A 23,289-nucleotide genomic window follows, 5' to 3' on the forward strand; every position below is an offset into this window, starting at 1 on the left:
TAAAAAATTTATTTACCGCCAATCATATGGGAGTCAGCTTTTTTTATTTTCTTCATCAGTGTCTGTTCTGTTCAGGTAATGAGACTCTTCCATGAATTCTTCATTTGTAGCAGGAACATCACCACTGTCAAGGTCATCGTCTTCTTCAAATTCCCATTCAAACTGACTCCGTTGCGGCCCCTGCTTGCGATAAAAAATGCTGAGAATAAAACCACTTGCGGCACCCCATAAATGACTTTCCCATGAAATGCCTTTTTCGATTGGGAACATTCCCCAAAACATACCTCCGTAAAGAAATACAACAATGATCGAGATCGTCAGCAGTTTTACATCGTTTCGGAGGATGCCACTAAAAAAAAGAAATGAGCCAAGTCCATAAATCAGGCCACTGGCTCCAATGTGCCATGCTTCGCGGGCACCGACCCAAACACAAACACCTGAAAAAAGATAGATGAGCCAGAATATTCGCCAGGCCAGGTTTCGATAGAAGTAAAACAAAGCTACCGATAAGACAAAAAAGGGAACTGAATTGGCAAACAGGTGTTTAAGACTTCCATGAATGAAAGGTGAAAATAGAATGCCCCTGAGGCCTTCGATCGTTCGCGGAAAAATGCCAAACTTCGCAAACTGATTGTCAAGCACATTCTCAATGATGAATACCAACCAAAATCCCAGCAAGAAAATAGCAGGGAAGACCATACTGTACCGGAAAATCTTTTTTTCCGTTTGGTGGTCTTGTGGGCTTCTGTTGGGATAATAGTTAAATAATGGCATCTATAATAGTTCTTTCAAAGCTTTTGCAAAGCCGTAAATATCTTCTTCAGTTGTGTCAAATGCAGTCATCCAGCGGACCTCTGAACGCGATTCATCCCAAGTATAAAAGAAATATTGTTCCTGCAGTTTGGGGATAATTTCGGCTGGGATAATAGCGAAGACCCCGTTCGCCTGCGTTTTTTGTGTTAGTGTTACGCCTTCAATTTTTGCTACTTCACTTTCCAGCAGCAGCGCCATTTTATTGGCATGAAGGGCATTTTGTTTCCATAGTTCATTTTCAAAATAGGCCAGGAACTGGGCACTCACAAAACGCATTTTCGAAAACAGTTGCATGCTTTGTTTCCGAATGTACTTAGTAAAACGGGCATGTTTTGTGTTGAAGAAAACAACGGCTTCACCCATCATCATGCCGTTCTTCGTTCCACCGAAAGACAATACATCAATGCCGGCGTCACGCGTAAATGATCGAAACGGTAAATCCTGAGCAGCCGCGGCATTCGCAATACGAGCGCCATCCATGTGTACAAATAATCCGTATTGGTGGGCAAGTTCAGTAATGGCTTTAATTTCGTCTACTGTGTATAACGTTCCCAGTTCAGTAACCTGCGAAATGGATATGATGCCCGGTTGAGCATGATGTTCAAAATCGAATCCGTGAAGATGTTTTTTAATTTCTTCGGGAAAGATTTTTCCTTCGCTGGTTTTTATGGGAATCAATTTGCACCCGGTTAGTTTTTCGGGTGCTCCGCATTCGTCAACCTGAATGTGTGCCGTTTCAGCACATAACACGGAATTGAAGCTTTGTGTGAAACTAGCCAGTGAAAGTACATTGGCGCCAGTGCCGTTAAAAGCAAAAAAGACTTCGATATCCTCTCCAAATTCTTTTTTGAAACGAGCAACAGCTTTTTTGGTAATCGGGTCGTCACCATAACCAACCATGTGTCCATCATTTGCTTTGCTTATTGCTTCCAGAATCGCTGGATGCACACCTGCATTATTGTCGCTGGCAAAACCACGTTTATTCATTTCAGGGTGTATTATCGGATTAATTGTATCATCATTGAAAGATCAAACTTATAAAAATTGCCCGCAATTTCATCTTTGATTACGGTTTGTTTTAGTGAAAAAAAGTGGGAGGGAAGAAGATCTTCCGGCATATTCATGTTGAAGTTTGCTTGTGCGATTTGCCTTTCTGCTCAACTTTTCAGGATTGGTAAATGTTTACAAATTACCCTAATTGAAATCAACTAATGGATAGACAGGAAATAGCGGTTTTTTGGTTCCGGCGCGACTTGCGCATCATTGACAATCACGGTCTGTATCAAGCCTTGACTTCCGGCAGACCGGTTTTGCCAATCTTTATTTTCGATTCTCAAATTTTGAATGATCTGGAACAAACCGATTCACGGGTCACTTTTATTCTGCATGAAATACAAAAGCTTCATGATATTTTTGAGCAACACGGGAGTACCTTTTGGATTTTTTATGGAAAACCCATCGAAGCTTTCAAGCGTTTGTTGACAGAGTTTCGGGTTGCTGAAGTTTTCACGAATCAGGACTATGAACCCTATGCTCGCGAGCGGGACAAAGAAATTTATGAGTTTTTGGCAACCGGGAATATTCGACTACGGGCATTTAAAGACCAAGTAATCTTTCACAAAAACGAGGTTGCGAAGGCGGATGGAAAGCCTTATACCGTTTTCACGCCTTATAGCAAGAAATGGCTGTCTTTATTCAGCGAACAAGATTATAAACCATTCCCGTCTGAACAGCATCTCGACAAGTTACATCAAACAGAACCTTTGCGGAAATATCATCATCCTGATCTCGGATTTAAGCATGGACCGTACGTCGTTCCGCCAAACGAATTAGATGCTTCGCTATTGGAATCGTATGCTCAAAATCGAGATTTTCCGGCAGTGTCGGGCACTTCGCGAATTGGTGTTCATTTGCGATTTGGAACAGTTAGCATTCGAAAAGTGACAGCCGAGGCTGCGATACATTCTACAACTTTTTTGAATGAATTGATTTGGCGCAACTTCTACATGGATATTTTGTGGCACTTTCCGCATGTTGCTCAATCATCGTTTAAACCGGCTTATGATTTTATTTTTTGGCAAAACTCGGAAAAAGATTTTGCCAGGTGGTGCGAGGGAACTACCGGTTATCCGTTGGTTGATGCCGGTATGCGCGAATTGAGCGCGACGGGTTATATGCACAATCGGGTACGCATGGTAACGGCCAGCTTTTTATGCAAACATTTATTGATCGATTGGCATTGGGGCGAAGCTTGGTTTGCCGAGAAGTTACTCGACTATGAGTTAGCTTCGAACAATGGCGGATGGCAGTGGGCAGCCGGCTCTGGTTGCGATGCGGCGCCGTATTTCCGGGTTTTTAATCCGTCGCTTCAGCAACAGAAGTTCGATCCGGAGTTTGAGTACATCAAAAAGTGGGTGCCTGAGTACGGAACAAGTGCTTATCCGCCACCGATGGTCGATCACAAAATGGCAAGAGAACGTGCTATTCGCGTGTACAAAGCAGCATTAAGCGAACGGTAAGTTGGAATGGTTTTCCCGCCTAAATAAAAAAAGGATGTTACTCATACGAATAACATCCTTCAACGAATTGTATTTTTTAATCGATAACGATTAATTCAAGATCTTTTTCAACAAATCTTTGCGGTTCAATCGTGTCAGTTCCTCGCGAATTTCTTTTTGGTATTCGCGCTTGTACCAGAAGAAGAACTTCCGCTGACTCAACTTCTCTTTCTTCGATTTGGCGGTGAATACCGGCTCCATCGTGTAGGGGTGAAATCCGGTGTAAAAGATTACAGTTGCCAAAGTCATCGGAGTTGGCGTGAAATCCTGTACTTGTTCCAGTTTGAAATCGAGTTTTTTGGTTTCTGCAGCCAAATTCGCCATGTCCTGGCTCTGACATCCCGGATGGCTCGAAATAAAGTAGGGAACCAATTGCTGATTCAAACCTTCCTGTTTGTTGACTTCGTTAAACACTTTATTCAATTTGAAGAAAAGGCTAAACGATGGTTTTCGCATAATGCGTAACACATCGTCGGAAGTGTGTTCTGGAGCAACTTTCAATCGACCGGAAACATGGTGTTTCACCACTTCTCGCAGGTAGTCCATGTTATTTTTGTTCACCTGCTTATCTTTGGTCTCGTGCAGAATCATATCATAGCGAATCCCGCTACCGATAAAGGCTTTCTTCACTTTTGGGTGTTTGCGAACTTCCTGATACAGGTCGAGCATCGGCTTATGGTCCACATTCAGGTTTTTACACACATCGGGCCAAATACACGAGGGCCGCTTGCACTTGTTACAAATTTCCTGGTGAATACCTTTCATTTGGTACATGTTAGCCGATGGGCCTCCCAAGTCTGAAATGTAGCCTTTGAAATCGGGCATTTCAGTTACCTGCTCCAACTCCCGCATAACCGACTGCTGCGAGCGGCTGGCAATAAATTTACCCTGGTGAGCAGAGATGGTACAAAAAGTACAACCGCCAAAACATCCGCGATGGATGTTGATGGAGTGACGGATCATTTCGTAAGCCGGAATGGTCCCCTTGTTTTTATATTTTGGATGTGGTAAACGGGTGTAAGGCAATTCATAAACCCGGTCAATCTCTTTTTCCTCCATTGGAGGCCATGGCGGGTTCACCACTACCATCTTATTTCCTGTAGGCTGAACTAATTTGTTGGCTTCAACTTTATTCGACTCTTCTTCGATGTGCATAAAGTTGTGCGCAAATTTTTTCTTGTCTTGCAGACATTCTTCATAAGAATACAAATCGAAGGTGTTCCACTTTTTCTGAGTGGCGTAATGCTCGTCTTTGTCCGTCAGAAAAACCGTTTGTGGTAAATTGGTCAGACTTTCCGGGTTTACTCCTTTTTGAACCAAACGGGCATAATCAACAATCGATTTTTCGCCCATCCCGTAAAAGAGCAAATCTGCTTTTGATTCCGTTAAAATCGAAGGTTTAAGCTTGTTTTGCCAATAGTCGTAATGGGTCACACGGCGCAACGAAGCCTCAATCCCACCAATAACCAACGGTGTGTCGGGGTAGAGTTTCTTTAGGATATTGCTGTAAACAATGGTTGCATAGTCCGGACGCTTGTCCGACTGGCCACCAGGTGTATACGCATCGTTTGAACGTTTGCGTTTGTTGGCTGTGTAATGGTTGACCATCGAGTCCATGTTGCCCGAGGTAACCGCAAAGAACAGACGTGGCTCACCCAGCTTCTTAAAGTCGCGCAAGTCGTCTTGCCAGTTTGGTTGTGGTACGATAGCCACACGAAGACCTTCAGCTTCAAGCACACGCCCAATCACCGCCGCACCAAACGATGGGTGGTCGACATAGGCATCACCTGTGAAAAGAATGACATCCAGTTGATCCCAACCTCTCTCTTCAACTTCTTTCTTGGTTGTTGGTAACCAATCGGTTGTTTTGTATTTCTGATAAAGTAAATTCACTCGTAATAGTCATTATATAATGTCGTGCAAAGGTAATTGGCTTTTAGTCATTTTAAAAGACTTTCGGGTCTTATTTTTGCGAAGTCTTCTGCTTTACGGCTGTTTTATCAAAAATTAAGTGGCGTTTGCGGTGAAATAGAAATATGATTTTTACATTTAGCACCATATTTTAACAATCTCAATGGAACTAGTAAATCCGAAGGATATTCTTAAAGCCAGTCCCTATCTCGCATATCTTGGGGGAGAAAATCTGGCTAAGTTTATTATGTATGTGCTGCGCTTCAGTAAACTGAACAAGATCTACCAACAAATTGCAGATAAAGAAGGTGTTGAATTTATTGATGCTTTGCTTGAGTTGTTAGAAGTAAATTATGAGTTCGACGAACGAGATCTTGAAAAAATACCCAAGGAAGGACCTTTTATTGTTGTGGCCAATCACCCCTTCGGTGGCTTAGACGGAATTTTGCTGATCAAATTACTAAGCATGGTTCGGCCGGATGTGAAAGTTTTAGCCAATTTTCTGTTGAAGCGGATTGAGCCCATCAGTGATTTCTTTTTAGCGGTCAATCCGTTTGAAAACCGGAAGGAAGCCGGATCGAGTATCGGTGGAATTAAAAATGCATACGAACATTTGAAAAATGGTGGGGTGCTGTGTATTTTTCCTGCCGGCGAAGTTTCAAGTTTCGATGCCGATAACAAAATTACCGATCGTCAGTGGCAATACCCGGTTTTAAAATTCATTAAAAAAGCAAATGTTCCCATTGTTCCTATCTATTTTGATGGTAAAAACAGTCGACTGTTTCATCTGATCGGGAAAATTCACCCTAATCTACGGACTGCTAAGTTGCCATCGGAACTGTTGAATAAGAAAAATAAGCTGTTTAAAATTCGCATTGGAAAGCCTGTTTCGGTGAAAGAGCAAGCCAATTTTCCGGAAGTGTACCAATTTGGCCGTTTTTTGAGGGCAAAAACGTATAGTTTATGCAGCAAGATCGAGGTCAGACGTTTTTTTAACTATTCACTGAAGCGTCTGCATAAAGTTGAAGAGATTGTGCCTCCGATCAATCCTGAATTGATTAAAGCTGAAATTGAAAAGCTGGGGACTGATTTTTTCCTTTTTAAGTTGAAGAGTTTTTCGGTGTACTGTACACCTTCCGAAAAGATTCCGAATTTGCTGAATGAAATCGGTCGTTTGCGTGAAATTACTTTCCGCGAGGTGGGTGAGGGTACCAACCAAAGCATCGATTTGGATGAGTTCGACTTGTACTACAATCAGTTGTTTATTTGGGACGATGATGCACAAAAGCTCGTGGGTGCATACCGTATTGGTAAAGGAGCCGATATTTTGCACGATTACGGAACGTCGGGCTTTTATTTGCAGAGTTTATTCCGCATGAAAGAAAGCTTTAAACCCATTTTACAGCAGTCGCTGGAGTTGGGGCGTTCGTTCGTGGTGAAAGAATACCAGCGCCAGCCCATGTCGCTTTTCCTGCTGTGGAAAGGAATTCTGTATTTCTTGCTAAAGAATCCGGAATACCGTTACCTGATTGGACCAGTAAGCATCAGCAATAACTATTCGAAAATATCGAAAGAGCTGATCATTAAATTCATCATGACGCATCATTTCGACTGGAATATGGCCAAATATATTACGCCGCGAAAAGCTTTCAAGTTTAAAAGCGAGGATTCCAATATTAATGTCATCATGGAAAATTTGGGTGACATCAATATGCTGGATAAATTTATCGGCGATGTTGATGGAATGAACACCGGATTACCGGTGCTTTTAAAGAAATATATCAAGTTGAATGCAAAGATTGTCGGCTTCAATGTGGACCCGAAATTCAACAATTGTTTGGATGGCTTGATTTTGCTGGATGCTATGGATGTGCCGAAAAATACCATTGAATCGCTATCGAAGGAAGTTAACGATGGATCTATTTTGAATCGCTTTTATACGCATCGTGAATAAGCTGGCATTTAAAGCTCTTCAATAGGTTTTAAGGTAGCCGACAGGCAATAAATAGATCGTTTTTCGTTTTATAAATAAAAAATGAGTCGAACCATGCGCACGGTATACCGGTCAATCATGGTTTTTATGGTTTTCTTCTGTTTGTTCTACTTATTGGCTAAAGGCTATTCGTATTACCGACTGGGAATTGAAGACCGTTTTTATCACGCCAGTCATCAACTGTTGAAGCCAAGTGGACTGGTTGGGCACGGTTTGGGGATCATTGGTTCTCTGATGATGCTTGTTGGCGTCAGCTTGTACATGGTTCGCAAACGAATTCGACGGTTTTCACGCGTCGGCATTCTCAAATACTGGCTCGAATTTCACATCTTCCTTTGTTCCTTTGGGCCTCTGTTGGTCCTTTTTCACACTGCATTCAAATTCGGAGGAATCGTATCTGTAAGCTTCTGGTGCATGGTGGCAGTGGTCATTAGTGGGATTATTGGCCGGTACATCTATTTACAAATTCCCCGCTCGTTGGAAGGGCGCGAGTATAGTTTGGCCGAGTTGGAGCATAAAAAAGAAGACTTTAACCGCATACTAATTGAAAAATACCAACTCAATCCGGAGTTTGCCGGGCGGATTCTGGCGGTCGTAAAAGCCCGACCAAACAGAGCCAAAGGCAACAGTATGCTGCGCTTCGTTCAAAAGTTCAGGTTCGAACTAAAATTGGTCGCGGAACTTAAACAACAACTGAAAAAGCAACAGCTCACGGGTGGAACACGCCATGAACTTATGCGTTTAATTCGGTATGAAATAAGTCTCAACAGGAAAATCGATCGGTTGATGACCATGCAGAACTTGTTTCGCTACTGGCATGTGGCCCATCTCCCTTTTGCTTTGATTATGCTTTTGATTATGCTGATTCATATTGGCGTGGCTTTAGCCTTTGGTTACCAGTGGATATTTTAAGTGAATGGAAGTCATTGTTGAAAATATTATCATCTACGGAATTGTTGTTCTAATCTTCGGATTGGTCGTGTGGTTTTATTTGCATCGGATGAACACGCAAAACCGTTCAGTTGAAGCTAAAATTGAAAAGGCAAAGTCAGAGGGTTTGTATGAGCCTGTTTCCCTGCATCCTGTTGTCGATCCAAATTCGTGCATTCAAAGCGGAGCCTGCATTGTTGCTTGTCCTGAAAAGGATATACTTGGTATTGTTAACGGCCGTGCAACTACGATTAATGCATCGCGCTGTATTGGACACGGAGCTTGTTTTCATGCATGTCCAACCCATGCTATAAGCTTGTGTATCGGTACCGAAAAGCGTGGTGTTGATCTGCCGCATGTCGATCAAAATTTTGAAACCAACGTGTCCGGTATATTTATAGCCGGCGAAATTGGAGGGATGGGCCTGATCCGCAACGCTGTTGAACAAGGGCGTCAAGCAGTTGAAAATTTGGCAAAAGGGATTAATCGAAAAGTTGAAGCCGATTACGATCTCATTATTGTGGGTAGCGGTCCGGCTGGAATATCGGCTTCGTTGGCAGCTAAAAAGCTTGGCCTTTCAGCTTTAACGCTCGAGCAGGATTCGCTGGGAGGCACAGTATTTTCTTTTCCCCGGAGTAAAATTGTTATGACTTCTCCAATGGATCTTCCGCTATACGGAAAGGTTCGTTTGTTTGAAACGAGTAAACAGGAATTGCTTGACCTGTGGCTTAAGTTGATTAATGTCCACGATATAGCTATCAGGGAGCAAACAAAGGTTGAAGCAATTAACCGGATAAATGAACATTTTGAACTGTCAACGCAGAGTGGGGATATTTTTCGTGCGAGGAAGGTATTATTGGCAATAGGCCGTCGCGGTACTCCTCGTAGGCTGAATGTTCCGGGGGAGGATTGTCCTAAAGTAGCCTACCGTTTGCTGGATCCGGAACGTATCCGGGAGCAAAAGGTAATGGTTGTTGGCGGTGGCGATTCGGCTGTTGAATCAGCCTTACTACTTGCTGAACAAAACCAGGTAATTTTGTCGTATCGGGGTGAGGCATTTAATCGGATAAAGCCGGCAAATAAACTGAAGATAGAAAATGCAGCAGCGCAGGGAAAAGTGAGGGTTTTATTTCGGTCAACTATTAAGCGAATAGAAACAAAGACGGTCACAGTTGAGCTTGGGCGAGATTTAGATATCGAGGAGGTGGAGAATGACTTAGTTTTCATCTTTGCCGGTGGAGAGCTGCCTACGGAGTTTTTAGCGAAAGCAGGTATAACTATTACGCGGAAGTTTGGCGATGCTATTTTGAAGCACGGTAAATAAGAGGCTTTGCTTCCTAATTTTATACGGGATTAATTGAAATTATTTCGAACAGAATGAATTGAAAAGACTAATCTGCATATTGTTGTTCTTTGTTATTCAAGGAGGTCTGTTTGCTCAGATTTCGCCGGGAGAATTAACAGTCGCCCATCAGAAACTGGAAGGGCTGAGTAACTGTACCCAGTGCCATGTGTTGGGTGAGAAAGTGACGAACGAAAAATGCATGAGCTGTCACAAGGAAATTCAAAGTTTAATCCGCAAGGGAGCAGGTTACCATGCATCCGAAGAAGTTGAAAACAAGGATTGTTTTACTTGTCACAGTGAACACCACGGGCGCAATTTTCAGCTCATCCGTTTGGATGAAAATAGCTTTAACCACGATCTTACGGGCTACAAGTTGGAAGGTAAGCACAGGACGACTGCGTGTGCCGAATGTCACCAGACTAAAAATATTCAGGAGGATGATCTGAAACACCGGAAAAACAGTTTTCTGGGGTTGACGCAAAATTGCCTTTCCTGCCACGAAGATTACCATCAGGAAACCTTATCATCTGATTGTGCTTCCTGTCATGGATTTAATTCCTTTAAACCGGCCGAAAAGTTTGACCACAACAAGGCGGATTTCATTTTAAAAGGAAAGCATCAGCAGGTGGAATGTTCAAAATGCCATCGGAACATCGAACGGGACGGCAAGCCCTTTCAACAATTTGCCGGTGTCGCGTTTGATAGATGCACAGCCTGCCATACCGATGTACATCAAAATAAATTTGGGCAGAATTGTACTTCCTGCCATAGCGAAGCTTCTTTCCACGAGGTTTCCGGAATGGGTGATTTTGATCATCGAAGGACGAGTTTCCCATTGGAAGGTAAGCATCAGCAGGTAAGTTGCCGTTCATGTCATCAACAATCATTAACGGCACCTCTGACTCACAATAAATGTATCGATTGCCACAGTGATTATCACAAAGGACAGTTTGCTTCGGAAACGGTCAGGAAGGACTGTTCCGAATGCCACGATGTAAAAGGGTTTAGCGTTTCCTCTTTCACGATTGAAGCGCATAATCAAACAACGTTCAAATTAGAAGGGGCACACCTGGCAACACCTTGTTTTGCTTGTCACCAAAAGGAAAAACGATGGGAGTTCAGACAGATCGGGAAGCAGTGTGTTGATTGTCATGAGAACATTCATCGCGGGAAAATTGCTGAAAAATATATGCCCCAACAAAATTGCGAGCTGTGTCATAACGTTACTCTTTGGCAGGAAGTGACTTTCGCACACGAAAAAACAGACTTTCTGCTGAGTGGTAAGCATCGTGATGTGAGTTGCCGATTATGCCATTTTAAACAGGAAAATGGCGTATCTCAACAGCACTTTACGGATTTGAAAACGGATTGTGAGTCTTGCCACAAGGATGTGCATCGGGGGCAGTTTCGAGTACAAGATAAAACCAACTGTGCCGACTGTCATGATCCGGAAGGATGGATTCCGAGTCGGTTCGATCATAACCTTAGTCTATTTAAGCTGGAAGGGCAACATGCTCAAACAGCCTGCGTAAAATGTCATCGGTTGGAAAAGGACGAGGCGGGAACATTCACTAAATTCAAACTTAAACCTGAAATAAAATGCGCCGACTGTCATTACTGATTTTGTTCTTAGGGAGTGTTTTAAACGCCGTTTCGCAATCACCCCACGGATCAGACTTTGAAATTGATTGTGCCGTTTGCCATTCTCCTGAAAGTTGGGACCTGTTGCAGCTGGATAAAACGTTTGATCATAGTCAGACCGCATTCCAATTGAAGGGGGCGCATACCGCTGTTGATTGCAAAAGTTGTCATCGCAGCCTGGTTTTTTCAGCGGTTGAAACTGAATGTGTATCCTGTCATCTGGATATGCACAATAATACTTTGGGGCAAGATTGTAGCCATTGTCACAATCCGCAAAACTGGATCATAACAAGTGTTACGCAAATGCACCGGCAAAGCCGTTTCCCATTGACAGGTGCTCATACCACAGCCGATTGCTTTGAATGCCATCAATCAGCAAGTAATTTGCAATTTGAAACGTTAGGGATTGATTGCTTCAACTGTCATCAAAGCGACTACCTGGCAACAACTGCTCCCAATCATCAGGAAGCCGGCTACTCGACCTATTGTGTCGATTGCCACAGCGCGCAGGCCGTTTCGTGGAATGCCGCGAATTTTGAGCACAATTTCTTTCCTCTCCGGGGAGGGCACGCCATTAGTTGTTTTGAATGCCATACAAGCGGTACTTTCGACAAGTTGTCAACCGATTGTATTTCTTGTCATCAGGCAGCTTATAATGCAACAACTGACCCGGATCACCTGCAAGTTGGTTTTTCGACCAATTGCATTGAGTGCCATCAGACCACCGATCAAAGCTGGGATGCCGCGAATTTCGATCACAGTACGTTCCCGCTTACGGGAGGGCACGCTCCGGTTAGTTGTGTTGAATGCCATTCGGATGGTTCCGGCGTTAAACCATCGGCCGATTGTATTTCCTGTCACCAGGCAGAGTACAATGCAACAACTAATCCGAACCATCAACAAGCTGGTTTTTCAACCCTTTGTACACAATGCCACACGATTGATCCGGGCTGGGAGGCTTCGGATTTTAAAGAACACGATAGCCAGTATTTCCCGATTTATTCGGGAAGCCATAACGGGCGATGGAGCTCCTGCATCGAATGTCACAGTAATAATTCGAGTTATGCGGACTTCACCTGCTTTAGTTGTCATGAGCACAATCAAACTGAAACTGATGGTCGCCATAGTGAGGTATCGAACTACAGCTATCAAAGTCAGGCTTGCTATTCCTGCCACCCAACAGGCAGAGCTGAAAATTAATAACTTAAAAAGCTGACATGTGTTTTAAAGGGCCAAGGAAAACAGGATTGAGAAAAAATACCTTCAGTCGATTGATGCTGATGACAATAATCCTGTGTTTGACGATTGCACCACAGGCTTGGGCTCAGGAAAGTCCGAAAGAGTACCATGGGAAAATTAGTTACATCACCAGCCAAAATATTTATGTTCGCTTCGACGGCACGAATGACTTATTGGCTGGCGATACGATTTTTATCCGGATTGATGGAAGCTTAAAACCATTGATGTTAATTGAATCGAAATCTTCGTACTCGGCAATTGGTAAACCATTTCCCACTGTAACAGTATCGCTGGGGCAGGATGTTGTTGGCCGTTCACACCGGATGAAAACCGCACAGGCAAAAGGTGAAACTCACGTGAGCGAATCCGGGCTGAAAGCGGTTGAAGCGGTCTCTGACAGCACGGGCCGGGAGCCTGAGGAGAGCATATACAAACAACGCATTCGAGGGCGAATGTCTCTTTCATCTCATTCGTCATTTTCCAATGCCACATCCTCCGACAGTCACCGGGTACGCTACAGCTTGTCCTTACAGGCCCAAAATATCAATGACAGTCGCTTATCGCTGGAAACCTATGCGAATTTCAGCTATCTAAGCTCCAACTGGGCTGCTGTTCAGGACAACGTGTTTAATGCGTTGAAAATATACAGTTTGGCCCTTCTGTACCAGGCCGGAGATCGATCGGACATTTGGCTGGGGCGAAAGATTAACCCCAACTTATCGAACATTGGAGCGATTGACGGGCTGCAATTCGAAACCGGGGTGAAGAATTTTCGCTTTGGTGCGGTGGTCGGCTTCCGACCCGATTATCTCGATTACAGCTTTAATGCGGATTTGCTCGAGTATGGATTGTACGCGGCACACCAGGTTAACACCGGGAATGGTTCGGTACGCAGCTCGCTGGCTATTTTCGAGCAAACCAATTCGGGTGAAACCGATCGTCGTTTCCTCTACATTCAACATAGCAATTCCCTGCTCGAAAATTTGTTCTTTTTCCTTTCCAGTGAAATTGATTTGTATAAAACCAACGATGGAACCGGACAAAATACCTTCAGCTTAACCAGCTTTTATACCGCTGTTCGTTACCGCATGACCCGTCGGCTTTGGGCTGATTTATCGTATGACAACCGGAAAAATGTAATTTACTACGAAACGTTTAAGAACCTGGTGGATCAGTTGACCGACGAGGCAACCCGGCAAGGCGTGCAATTCCGGGTGAATTACCGGCCAGCGGATTTGATTACGCTGGGAGCAAATACGAGCTACAGAAAGCGCGAGTCAGATTCCCGCGCGTCAACGTCATATTATGGCTTTGTGTCATTAAATCAGCTTTCGAAACTGGAGGCAACAGTCACCTTATCGGCTAATGTATTGAAGACTGTTTACCTTGACGGATCGGTTTTTGGGGCGCGGGTTTACACTGATCTTATTCCGGGAAAACTCTCCTCATCATTGGGATACCGCCATGTTGACTATCAGTTTGTAGGAGCAGAAAAATCGCTGATACAGCATTTGTCCGAATGGGATGTCAATTGGCAGATTGCCCGAAAATTGTCCTTTTCGGTGAGCGGTGAGACGACTTTCGAGAAATCGGACCATTATAACCGGATATATATCAACCTGACGAAACGCTTTTGATATACTGAATTATTCAAAGCTTTGACTAACTTTCCGGAGTTGTTTTTTGTTACTTCAAAAAATGAATCTAGATTTTGAATAAAATGATTAAAGAATTTACCATGAGACTTTTTGTAGTGATGATGTTGGGAGCCGTATTAATGACTTCCTGTATTAAGAAGAAGAAAGAAACTGTGCAACCGCTTGACACGAGTGTTGGCAGCGAATCAGTTCATGAGGTGACCGTTAGTAAATCGCTTCAGGCAAGTGCCTATACCTACCTTTTAGTTGCCGAAAACGACCAGGAATACTGGATTGCTGTTGAGAAGATGGATCCGGAAATTGGAGGAACCTATTTCTTCGCCAATTCGATGGAAATGAAGGAATTTAAAAGTAACGATCTGGATACGGTTTTTGCAAGCGTATTCTTTGTTCAAAAACTCACAACCTCGAAAGAAACAAGTACGCTGAGCATGTCAAATCCTCACGGAACTGCTCCCGGCCGTAAGTCTGTCGATTTAGACGAATCGATTGCTATTGAGCCGGCTGAGGGGGGAATTACAATCGCTTCGTTATTCGAAAACAAAGCAACTTACTCGGGCAAGGAAGTATTGGTTAGCGGAAAAGTCGTGAAAGTGAACAACGGCATCATGGGACGCAATTGGGTACACATTCAGGATGGAACCAATGCTGACGGTGCTTACGATTTAACCTTGACAACAGACGCCGAAGTTGCTGTTGGCGATGTGGTGACCATGCAGGGAACCGTGGCGTTGGACAAAGACTTTGGTGCAGGCTATTTCTACGATTTGATTGTAGAAGGTGCAGCTGTGAAATAAGAAGTGCATCTGCATTTTCGAGGCTAAAAGCCCGGCATCCCGGTACTGATTGCAATCAGTCGGGATGCCGGGCTTTTTTTAGCTGTTTACGTGGACTCATGTTGCGGATTGAGTGAACGTGAACCGTCGGCTTTCCGTCAATCTGCGGATTGAGTGAAAGTGAACCGTCAGCTTTTCTTTAATCTATGGATTGGGTGAAAGTGAATCGTCAGCTTTTCGTCAATCTGTGGAATGAGTGAAAATGAATCGTCAGCTTTTCGTCAATCTGCGGAATGAGTGAAAGTGAACCGTCAGCTTTTCGTCAATCTGTGGGTTGAATGAAAGTGAGCCGTCAGCTTTTCGTCAATCTGTGGATTGAGCGGGCGTGAGCCGTCCGTTTTGCCCGCACGCCGAAATGAGCCCGGGGTGGCGAGCACTTTTAACCCCAGCCAGCGTGGTCTATTTTTTCAGGTAGAGGTTGCTGTCGCCGTAGCTCAGGAAACGGTAATCGTTCGCCAGCGCATGTTCGTACACGCGTTTCCAGTCGTCGCCAATAAAAGCCGAAATCAACAACAGCAAGGTACTTTGCGGCTGGTGGAAATTGGTGATCATCCCTTCGACAATGCGGAACCGGTAGCCCGGAACAATAATAATTTTGGTATGTGCCCCAATGGTTTGCGATTGATGTTTTTCCATGTAGTTAAGGATAGCCTGCAACGATTCTTCTTTCGAAACCTGTTGTTCGTTTTCGTACGGAAGCCATTGCTCAATATCGAGTTCATTCAGCGCACTGTCGGGCTTATGAACCAGTTTGACACCCAGCCAGTACAAACTCTCCAGTGTCCGGATCGAAGTTGTCCCAACAGCAATCAACCGTCCCTGGTGCGACAACAGCTTTTCAACCAAATCGCGACGAACAACCAGCTGCTCGGCATGCATTTCGTGTTCGCCAATGGTATCGGCCTTCACTGGCTTAAACGTTCCGGCGCCAACGTGAAGCGTTACTTCAGCACAATCAATCTGCTTTTCGTTTAAGCTTGAAAACACCGCATCGGTAAAATGTAAGCCTGCAGTTGGTGCGGCTACCGATCCTTTTATTTTCGAATAAATGGTTTGATAGCGTTCCAGGTCACTTTCCTCGGTCTCGCGATGCAAGTAGGGAGGAATGGGCAGGATTCCGGCCGCTTCAATTAAACTCGAAAAATCAACTTCCCGGCAATCCCAGCTGAATTTTACCTGTACCGATCCATCGATCCGCGCAATTTTTTCAGCCTTGAAATCAATTTGTTTGCCGGCTACATTCAACGGCATAACAAGTACTTCATCTTTCCATTTCTTCAAATTACCGACCATACAATTCCAGCTGCAGCTTTCGGTTTGCTGAAACGCAATTTGGTAGTCGGCCGGGTGCAAGGGATCGAGGCAAAAAATTTCGATGTTGGCTCCGGTCGCTTTCTGAAACAACAAACGCGCCCTGATTACCTTGGTGTTGTTGAAAACCAACAGGCTTCCTTCTGGCAGATAATCAGGCAAAACGTGAAATTGAGAATCGGCAATCTGGCCATTTCGCCAAACCAGTAGTTTCGACCGGTCGCGCTTTGCCAGCGGGTATTTGGCAATGCGCTCGTCGGGCAGTTCGTAATTCAGTGCCTGTGCACTGAGGTTGAAAATTGTTGTTTCAGAATTAGTCGTACTCATGGGCGGCAAAAATACAAAAAAATGAATTAGGGATTCAAGGAATGAAAGATTGAAGGACAGACAGATTGTTTGGAACTTGGAAGCCGAAACTTGGAATTTGGAACTTGCTTTTGTTACTTTTGTGTCAAAATAGAAAAGCTATGTATCAAGTTGGAGATCGGGTTAAATTTATGAATTCAGTTGGTGGTGGTATCATCACTAAAATTGTCGGTAAAAATATGGTTCATGTGGAAAATGAGGATGGTTTCGAAATTCCGGTCATGACTACTGAAATTATAATGGACGAAATCGATCAGGAAGGAATCGCAAACAGCGATAAAAAACCGGATGTGAGCGATTTTATTCGTCGGGGCACGGCACAGCCAAAACCTGCTGAACGAAAAGTTAAGGTTGAAGAACCGATCACAATTATTCGGGGAAATGATGAGCCTGAGTTTTACCTGGCCTTTTTACCCGAGGATAGCCGAAATCCGCTGGATGGACAAACCAAGGTTTACCTGGTTAACGACAGTAACTTTTTCATTCTGTATCATTACAGCCATTTCGAAAACGAGCAATATGTAACCCAGGAAGCCGGTAAACTGGAGCCCAATACCAAATTGTTGCTGGGAACGCTTTCGCAAGCTGATATTGCAAGCTTGCCGGCATTTGCGTTTCAGCTCTTGTTTTACAAAGACCAGTCGCCGCGGCTGGAAAAACCGCTTCGCAAAAAGATTGCCATCAACCCGGTGAAATTCTACAAGTCGGGAAGCTTTAAGCAATCAGATTTTTTCAGCGAAAAGGTGATGCTTTATAAGCTGAATGAATCGGAAATGGAAAAGGCCCTGAAAGAATTGAGCTCAAAGGATGTGAAGAAAGCAGCTCGAGAAAAGGAACCAGCGCGCGAACCACAAAAAGCAAAAGTTGAGTTGCCCGAATTGTTGGAAGTTGATTTGCACATCCACGAATTGATTGATAGTACTGCCGGCCTTTCGAACAAAGATATGCTGGATTTGCAGATGAATACGTTCCGGGAGAAAATGCAGGAAGCCATCTCCGGCAATAAAGTGAAGAAAGTTGTTTTTATTCATGGTTTGGGGAATGGCGTGTTGAAGCAGGAACTGCGCCGCGAACTGTCAACCAAATTCAAGAAATATGCCCACCAGGATGCCAGTTTCCAGGAATATGGCTACGGGGCAACCATGGTAATTATTCGTAAGTAATCATCAATGGCAAAAGGGAACGGGGATGAAAAATAGTCATCCCCGTTCCCTTTATCTCAAACGTTCTTATTCGTTCAGTTTGCGCAGGAGCTCACGAAGGTATTTCCCGTTTGGCGTTAACTCCTCATCCGTCCAGTTGCCATCAATGTTGGCTCCCGGTTTCAAAAAGGCTGTCGTCTCTTCTTTGTCGGTAATGTTCCAGCAGGCCCAACTCAGTTTGTGGTCTTCCATCCATTTCAGCCAGATGCGGTTCCGAGCCATGTCAAATTTGCCGTCGCCATTTGCTTCGCCAACTCCCCATTCGGTCACAAATAGCGGTAATCCTTTTTCCAGGGCATAATCGGCTTTTTTGCGCAACGATTCCTGGTGATTATTATCGGATGCGTAAAAGTGAAACGAGTAGCAAATGTTATCGTACCCGGTAATTGGATCATTGGCAGCCTCGTCAACATTCTGATCCCAGCGCGGGCTTCCAACAACAATCAGGTTTTTGCTGTCGTATTTTCGAATGACCGGAATAATCTGCAAGGCATAATCTTTCACAACATCCCAACTTTGGTAATCGGGTTCATTGAATATTTCATAGATCACCTGTGGGTTGCCCGCATACTTTTGTGCCATCTCTGCAAAAAATGCTTTGGATTCCTCCACGTGTTTTTCTGCATGGTGGTCGTGCCAGTCGATGAGCACGTAAACGCCGTTGTCTAAAGCCTTGTCGATGACAGTCGTTACCAATTCCTTTTGAAATTCGGGTTTGTCCAGGTAGCCGCCTTCAGGTTCGATACCCATCGACACCCGAATCAGGCTGACTTTAAAATCGGAGCAAATCCAATCAACAACAGCAGGATTATAGTATTTCTGTCCGTTCCAAATGCTCCACGAGAAACTGAGTCCCCGCAATTGTGGTGCTTTGTTGTGCTCGTCGACAATTTGCCCATTCGCGATTTTTAGTTGTCCGTGGTTCTCGACCGGTGTTTGTGCTTTTGCAGTATAAATTCCGGCGAAGAGCATCAACACCAATGCAATGCTTATAATTTTCATAGTTCGCTAGGTTAAATAATTGAAATAGAATTTAGTTATAAAGTTTAGCAGCCGTTGCTTCCTGCTGAAAAATTGTTTCCGGATCGTTGTAAAACTGGATAAAATCGGCTTCGCTTGGATGACCGGGATAGGGGGCAAAAGCTTCCCATATTTTATTCGTTGGGTTCCGCCAAACCAATACGTAGGATAGGCCGTAAGGTTTAAGCGTCTTCAGGATGGTTACTGTCCACCATTCGGTATCCGTTTCTATTGGTCCTCCGGCTTCAGTCATCGCTGCTATTTTCCCTTTCTCCTTGGCTAATCTTGACACTGTTGCCGCGCATTTATCCAGTAGATCCCTGTAGCCCGGAGAGCGGTCGTACATATCGAAACCAAGCAAGTCAATAACATCATCGCCGGGGTAGCGCTCCAGGTATTTTTCCTGAGACTTAAAACGATCGGTAGAGTAGGAGTAAAGCAGGTGATGAATGTTTTTCGTGTCGCGCAAATAAGTTTGGGTGAACCGCCAAAGAGCTTTATATTCTTCGGGGGTACATAAATCTTTCCCCCACCAAAACCAACTTCCGGTATGCTCGTGAAAGGGACGGAACAGAATAGGTACATAAGTACCATTATCAGTTTTTAAACTCAAAAGGAAGTCTGCCAGATGGTCGAGATACTGAGTGTACAATTCGTGTTTTTCTCCTCCGGGCAGAACTGAAGCGACTACACCGGGCGTAGAAACGTCCCAAGCCGTTCCGCCGGTTAATGGGTTGCGCAAATGCCAGCTGATGGTATTGACTCCACCGCGTTCATAAGCTTCTAGGATCCAATCACGGATTCGATCAAAGTATACCGAATCCAGGCTGTAAGCGTTGCCCAGTTCCAGATGTCCCAATTCCCATCCGTACACAGCGGGATAATCACCGCAAACTTCTTTCACATCCGATCGCCCCGGTTCATCAATCCAGCCTTTACCATAAGCCAGATCATCCTGATGGCCAAACATCATTCCTTGTTGTTGCTGCTTTAAAAGATGGTTATACAGGTGAACGGTTTCCTCAGTAGCCTGTTTGTCGGTTGGAAGGAGCAGCTCTTTTGCTGGGGTGATTGTACAAGCGGAAGTCGCGGCAAGTGCAAACAAAACCGCGATGTAGATTTTCGATTTCATTTAGTTGGTTTTTTATTGAAGCAGAAAAATGAGGTTGTTTTACTCCGTGTCAGACGGTGATTGTTGAAGCATTTTACGGAGCATTTTCCCCAGGGCATTATCTTGATTTAATTCGGCTGTACGGAAATGGAAGTTTTGACCGATTGCAATCAAAGAATCAAGCTTTGCCTGTGCGGTTTCCTGCAGGCTGTCGGGTGAATTCCTTCGTTTAAGCTGAAGTTCATAAACTTGTTGATCCAATTTGATTTTCTGCTCTTTCCAAGCCTGAATCGAATCGTTGGTGGCAGTTCCCGTAACAAAGCTGTTTTGATTCATTTCAACCCAAATTATCCCCTGTTCTTTAATCACCAATTGATCCTGAGCTTTTAATCGAAGCATTGGTTTCGTGCGAAGAATAAAAACTTCGTTGGGAGTAGGCGTTCCTTCAAATTTAAACTTTCCTTGCTCAATGGTGCATGAGTCAACGTTTTCGACAGTTGCTCCGAACACAGGAACCAAATAAACTTGTTCCCCATCAAAGGTGGTATCGGGCATTTGTCCTTGAATCGAAAAATGAGAATTGGGTTGGCAAGCAACGATCAGAATGATGAATAAAACAACGAAGTGACGCATGATTTTTCTGTTTTTTTGAGTTGGTCAGAAGAAAATGATACCGGTAGCGATATGCTTTCTTCAAAGTTAGTGGATAAAAAGAAACCACCTGTTACAGTGGTTTCCTCTCAATGATTGAAAAAACACGGCAATGGCTAATAGGTATAGCCTTTACGTTTAAACATATAGAACCAAGCAGTTCCCCAAGCATAGTTAACACCCGGCTCGGGGAAAGCCAGTTGCAGTTCATCTTCGGTCAGTTTCAGAATGTCGAATACATAGTGCAGTGGTTTACCTGAGCTGTTGGGTTCAAATCCCAGCGGAATTGTGTGGTTGGTAAATGTAATTTTACCATACGACCATACGGCCGAACCGTCAGAGTTCATCAGGTGGTTTGCTTCACCAAGATCCATGTTGAAGGTTCCTGTGCCATTTCCCGGAACAGCTGTGTTCTCGCCTTCATCAACGGAGTTAATGACTTGGAAATTTAATCCTCCGTTCAGGTCGAAAATGATTTCATCTGTGGCAGTTCCACCTTGGCTGAGAATGTCAGCGACTCCCAGTGCCCACCATTCTGGCTTCACACTGGCCAGATAGCCACCGTTACCCCAAATTTTTCCTCCGGGAATATCGGTTGCCCAAACCCATGATTTACCAGCTACATCGTTGGTTAGTAAGTTCCAGAACGGGTCACTAAAATATTCCGGATCATTTTGCTCAATAACGAACTCTTTGCTCACGGTTACCGGTCCGCCGGCACAATAAGCGGTTAGCGTTGCTGTGTATGTATTTTGTAGTGGGATGTAAAAATCCACGGCGTTATTATTGGATTGTTGCCCAAAATCGGTTTTCCAGAATGAAACTACCCCGGGAGCCGTATTGGTGCAAGTTGCTACGTTGCCGGTAATTGTGACATCCATATAGCTCATCAGCTCTGCTTCAGTGAGCACTTCCCCCGCGTCATGGCGCTCTTCAATGGGGTCGCATGCTACAAACAGCAACATTGCGGCAACCATCAGATATAATATATTATTTTTCATTGTTGATGTAATTTAAAATTTAACATTCAGGTGAAATTGCTTATTCCCAACCCGGACTTTGCTCCAGATTGCCATTTGACAGACGAATTTCAGTATCCGGAAACGGCAGGAACACCCGGCCAGCATTGAATGTGATTTTATAGGTTGTGTCTACATTGTCGGTTTTTACAGGAACACCGTTACAACCAGTAATCGCAGCTTCTGCATCTCCCCAACGCAATAAGTCGAACCAGCGAATACCTTCCAGTGCGAATTCATGGCGGCGTTCTGCTTTCAGAGCGGCTAAAGAATAGGTTACTGATGGCAGACCGGAACGGTCGCGAATATCATCCAGATAATCCTGAGAATGGCTTCCCAATTCAGCAGCCATCAGCTTGACATCAGCAAATCGGATCAGGATGTCATCCTGCATGTTCCACAATTGCATGTTGTTGGTACCTCCAAATAAATCGTAGTACATACCGGTATAAGTTCCGTCACCATCAACATCGCGAATGATGGCCGAGTATTTCTTATTCCACAAACCGGTTTCATCGCGGCAGTTCCATCCGGCCCAATTATAATTGTCGCCATAGGTTGGTTCATTCTCGTCGGTGTTGTCGATTATTGTTGATGTTTTACGAGGATCGCCAGATTCAAAACTGTCTCGCAACTGTGGGTTAACAGCTCCAATTCCCCAGCCATAACCAAACGGAGGGTAGTCGTATGCTCGAGGACTAGTGTATAAAACATGTTCGTTAGCGTATGCTAAGCGGCCGGTATTGCCCCAGTCTCCACTGTTGGTGTATTTTACCGCAAATACCGTTTCAGCACATCCATCGCCAGCCCAGGTGACGTCTTGAGCATATAAATATCCGTCGTCGTGCCCATCATCACTCAGTGAAGAGAAGGGCCAAATGCTGGCGTAATTGGGGATCAACGAATGGCCGCTGTTGGCAATACAATCTTCCAACCAGGCAACAGCCTGATCTTTTGTGATGGCTGCGCCATCAACTGTAGGCAGCTCAGTTTTATTGTAAAAACCGGTGTAGAACAGGAAAACACGGCCCATTAAAGCTTCGGCAGCCCATTTTGTTGCACGCCCTGACTCGAAATTCAGGTACGACTTGCTACTCATACTGTCAATCGCCATTTTTAAGTCGCTGGCAATTTGAGCATAGATTTCATCACTGCTGGCCCTGGGAAGGACATCCATCGCAGAATTCAAATCCAATGGAACCTCACCGAAAAATTTGGTTAAGCGAAAATAGAACATCGCTCTTAAGAAGCATGCTTCGCCGCGGTTTTGCTTGCGCAGTTCTACATCTTCGTAAGTCGCTTGATCGAAGTGTTCGAGTAAACTGTTCAGAATTAATATTCCTTCATAATTACGCTTGTAAAACGGGTAATAAAGGTCTTCAAGTGGTTTTTCAAATTTATCGGTACCACCAACTTCGATATCGTTTGTACCTCCACCACTGAAACAATCATCACTCAATAGGTTCGCCATTAATACCGGATGGTTCCCACCTCCGTCAATAGCCAGACAGGAGTAAGCTCCAATTAATGATTCGTCAACATCATTGGGATTACTATAGTAGTTTTCCGTGTTTTTTTCGTACAGGTTCTTTTGATCCAGAAAGGTATCGCCGCAACCTGAAAATACAGCAAGGATCGCAATCAATGCGGGTAATAATATTTTTTTCATTTCAACTTTCATTTAG

General features: G+C 44.2%; 18 protein-coding genes. 9 read left to right on the forward strand and 9 right to left on the reverse strand.

Features of this window, described 5'->3' with window-relative positions:
• Positions 1 to 33: 33 nt before the first annotated feature.
• Together GJV22_RS07590 and GJV22_RS07595 are read right to left on the reverse strand one after the other, a co-directional pair.
• Entirely contained in the window at positions 34 to 774 is a 741-nt protein-coding gene (locus tag GJV22_RS07590; protein ID WP_163711189.1) for a rhomboid family intramembrane serine protease, read from the reverse strand.
• Positions 775 to 1,800: a threonine aldolase family protein gene (locus tag GJV22_RS07595; RefSeq protein ID WP_163711191.1), complete on the reverse strand. Its 1,026-nt coding sequence runs from the start codon at positions 1,798 to 1,800 to the stop codon at positions 775 to 777. It lies immediately after the preceding gene.
• Between the two features lie 224 nt (positions 1,801 to 2,024).
• Between GJV22_RS07595 and GJV22_RS07600 the strand changes: the two genes are divergently transcribed.
• Positions 2,025 to 3,332: a cryptochrome/photolyase family protein gene (locus tag GJV22_RS07600; protein ID WP_163711194.1), complete on the forward strand. Its 1,308-nt coding sequence runs from the start codon at positions 2,025 to 2,027 to the stop codon at positions 3,330 to 3,332.
• Positions 3,333 to 3,422: 90 nt separating this feature from the next.
• On the opposite strand, the gene GJV22_RS07605 is transcribed toward GJV22_RS07600, so the two are convergent.
• On the reverse strand, positions 3,423 to 5,264 hold the full coding sequence (locus tag GJV22_RS07605) for a YgiQ family radical SAM protein (protein ID WP_163711195.1): 1,842 nt from the start codon (positions 5,262 to 5,264) through the stop codon (positions 3,423 to 3,425).
• A 181-nt stretch (positions 5,265 to 5,445) separates the two neighbouring features.
• On the opposite strand from GJV22_RS07605, the gene GJV22_RS07610 reads away from it, so the two are divergent.
• The 7 genes from GJV22_RS07610 to GJV22_RS07640 all read left to right on the forward strand — a co-directional run bounded on the left by GJV22_RS07610 (position 5,446) and on the right by GJV22_RS07640 (position 14,885).
• On the forward strand, positions 5,446 to 7,236 hold the full coding sequence (locus tag GJV22_RS07610) for a GNAT family N-acyltransferase (RefSeq protein WP_163711198.1): 1,791 nt from the start codon (positions 5,446 to 5,448) through the stop codon (positions 7,234 to 7,236).
• Positions 7,237 to 7,317: 81 nt separating this feature from the next.
• On the forward strand, positions 7,318 to 8,187 hold the full coding sequence (locus GJV22_RS07615) for a hypothetical protein (RefSeq protein WP_163711201.1): 870 nt from the start codon (positions 7,318 to 7,320) through the stop codon (positions 8,185 to 8,187).
• Between the two features lie 4 nt (positions 8,188 to 8,191).
• Entirely contained in the window at positions 8,192 to 9,529 is a 1,338-nt protein-coding gene (locus GJV22_RS07620) for an NAD(P)-binding domain-containing protein (RefSeq protein ID WP_163711203.1), read from the forward strand.
• A 58-nt stretch (positions 9,530 to 9,587) separates the two neighbouring features.
• A complete protein-coding gene (locus tag GJV22_RS07625; protein WP_163711205.1) occupies positions 9,588 to 11,171 on the forward strand; it encodes a cytochrome C in 1,584 nt (527 codons plus the stop codon).
• The gene (locus GJV22_RS07630; protein ID WP_163711208.1) at positions 11,150 to 12,391 is read left to right on the forward strand and encodes a cytochrome c3 family protein; all 1,242 of its coding nucleotides are present in this window, start codon (positions 11,150 to 11,152) and stop codon (positions 12,389 to 12,391) included. The genes GJV22_RS07625 and GJV22_RS07630 overlap by 22 nt, the downstream gene beginning before the upstream one ends.
• 80 nt (positions 12,392 to 12,471) lie before the next feature.
• Positions 12,472 to 14,067 carry a hypothetical protein gene (locus tag GJV22_RS07635; RefSeq protein ID WP_205461784.1) on the forward strand — a complete coding sequence of 532 codons (1,596 nt, stop codon included), beginning with the start codon at positions 12,472 to 12,474 and terminating at the stop codon, positions 14,065 to 14,067.
• 101 nt (positions 14,068 to 14,168) lie between these two features.
• Positions 14,169 to 14,885, forward strand: coding sequence for a GW dipeptide domain-containing protein (locus GJV22_RS07640; protein ID WP_163711213.1), 717 nt, complete (start codon positions 14,169 to 14,171; stop codon positions 14,883 to 14,885).
• A gap of 438 nt (positions 14,886 to 15,323) precedes the next feature.
• Here the strand turns inward: GJV22_RS07640 and GJV22_RS07645 are convergent, their stop codons facing one another.
• Entirely contained in the window at positions 15,324 to 16,562 is a 1,239-nt protein-coding gene (locus GJV22_RS07645; RefSeq protein WP_163711216.1) for an S-adenosylmethionine:tRNA ribosyltransferase-isomerase, read from the reverse strand.
• A gap of 140 nt (positions 16,563 to 16,702) precedes the next feature.
• On the opposite strand from GJV22_RS07645, the gene GJV22_RS07650 reads away from it, so the two are divergent.
• Positions 16,703 to 17,764, forward strand: coding sequence for a Smr/MutS family protein (locus GJV22_RS07650; protein WP_163711219.1), 1,062 nt, complete (start codon positions 16,703 to 16,705; stop codon positions 17,762 to 17,764).
• 66 nt (positions 17,765 to 17,830) lie between these two features.
• Here GJV22_RS07650 and GJV22_RS07655 read toward each other — a convergent pair whose 3' ends face one another.
• The 5 genes from GJV22_RS07655 to GJV22_RS07675 form a co-directional block, all read right to left on the reverse strand.
• On the reverse strand, positions 17,831 to 18,805 hold the full coding sequence (locus GJV22_RS07655) for a glycoside hydrolase family 5 protein (RefSeq protein ID WP_163711222.1): 975 nt from the start codon (positions 18,803 to 18,805) through the stop codon (positions 17,831 to 17,833).
• A 31-nt stretch (positions 18,806 to 18,836) separates the two neighbouring features.
• Positions 18,837 to 19,955, reverse strand: coding sequence for a glycoside hydrolase family 26 protein (locus GJV22_RS07660; RefSeq protein WP_163711225.1), 1,119 nt, complete (start codon positions 19,953 to 19,955; stop codon positions 18,837 to 18,839).
• 39 nt (positions 19,956 to 19,994) lie between these two features.
• Positions 19,995 to 20,567 (reverse strand): DUF4369 domain-containing protein, encoded by a 573-nt coding sequence (locus GJV22_RS07665; protein WP_163711228.1) that lies wholly within the window; start codon positions 20,565 to 20,567, stop codon positions 19,995 to 19,997.
• A gap of 134 nt (positions 20,568 to 20,701) precedes the next feature.
• On the reverse strand, positions 20,702 to 21,586 hold the full coding sequence (locus GJV22_RS07670) for a hypothetical protein (protein WP_163711231.1): 885 nt from the start codon (positions 21,584 to 21,586) through the stop codon (positions 20,702 to 20,704).
• A 40-nt stretch (positions 21,587 to 21,626) separates the two neighbouring features.
• Positions 21,627 to 23,273, reverse strand: a complete 1,647-nt coding sequence (locus tag GJV22_RS07675; protein ID WP_163711234.1) for a RagB/SusD family nutrient uptake outer membrane protein — start codon at positions 23,271 to 23,273, stop codon at positions 21,627 to 21,629.
• Between the last annotated feature and the right edge of the window lie 16 nt (positions 23,274 to 23,289).

It is taken from the genome of Mangrovibacterium lignilyticum (genome assembly GCF_010882175.1).
GTDB lineage: Bacteria > Bacteroidota > Bacteroidia > Bacteroidales > Prolixibacteraceae > Mangrovibacterium > Mangrovibacterium lignilyticum.

Bases quoted from the DNA above. Each gene is read 5' to 3' on its own strand.
- GJV22_RS07590 (WP_163711189.1), bottom strand. From the start codon at position 774: ATGCCATTATTTAACTATTATCCCAACAGAAGCCCACAAGACCACCAA.
- GJV22_RS07595 (WP_163711191.1), bottom strand. From the start codon at position 1,800: ATGAATAAACGTGGTTTTGCCAGCGACAATAATGCAGGTGTGCATCCA.
- GJV22_RS07600 (WP_163711194.1), top strand. From the start codon at position 2,025: ATGGATAGACAGGAAATAGCGGTTTTTTGGTTCCGGCGCGACTTGCGC.
- GJV22_RS07610 (WP_163711198.1), top strand. From the start codon at position 5,446: ATGGAACTAGTAAATCCGAAGGATATTCTTAAAGCCAGTCCCTATCTC.
- GJV22_RS07615 (WP_163711201.1), top strand. From the start codon at position 7,318: ATGAGTCGAACCATGCGCACGGTATACCGGTCAATCATGGTTTTTATG.
- GJV22_RS07620 (WP_163711203.1), top strand. From the start codon at position 8,192: ATGGAAGTCATTGTTGAAAATATTATCATCTACGGAATTGTTGTTCTA.
- GJV22_RS07630 (WP_163711208.1), top strand. From the start codon at position 11,150: ATGCGCCGACTGTCATTACTGATTTTGTTCTTAGGGAGTGTTTTAAAC.
- GJV22_RS07635 (WP_205461784.1), top strand. From the start codon at position 12,472: ATGACAATAATCCTGTGTTTGACGATTGCACCACAGGCTTGGGCTCAG.
- GJV22_RS07640 (WP_163711213.1), top strand. From the start codon at position 14,169: ATGAGACTTTTTGTAGTGATGATGTTGGGAGCCGTATTAATGACTTCC.
- GJV22_RS07645 (WP_163711216.1), bottom strand. From the start codon at position 16,562: ATGAGTACGACTAATTCTGAAACAACAATTTTCAACCTCAGTGCACAG.
- GJV22_RS07650 (WP_163711219.1), top strand. From the start codon at position 16,703: ATGTATCAAGTTGGAGATCGGGTTAAATTTATGAATTCAGTTGGTGGT.
- GJV22_RS07655 (WP_163711222.1), bottom strand. From the start codon at position 18,805: ATGAAAATTATAAGCATTGCATTGGTGTTGATGCTCTTCGCCGGAATT.
- GJV22_RS07660 (WP_163711225.1), bottom strand. From the start codon at position 19,955: ATGAAATCGAAAATCTACATCGCGGTTTTGTTTGCACTTGCCGCGACT.
- GJV22_RS07665 (WP_163711228.1), bottom strand. From the start codon at position 20,567: ATGCGTCACTTCGTTGTTTTATTCATCATTCTGATCGTTGCTTGCCAA.
- GJV22_RS07670 (WP_163711231.1), bottom strand. From the start codon at position 21,586: ATGAAAAATAATATATTATATCTGATGGTTGCCGCAATGTTGCTGTTT.
- GJV22_RS07675 (WP_163711234.1), bottom strand. From the start codon at position 23,273: ATGAAAAAAATATTATTACCCGCATTGATTGCGATCCTTGCTGTATTT.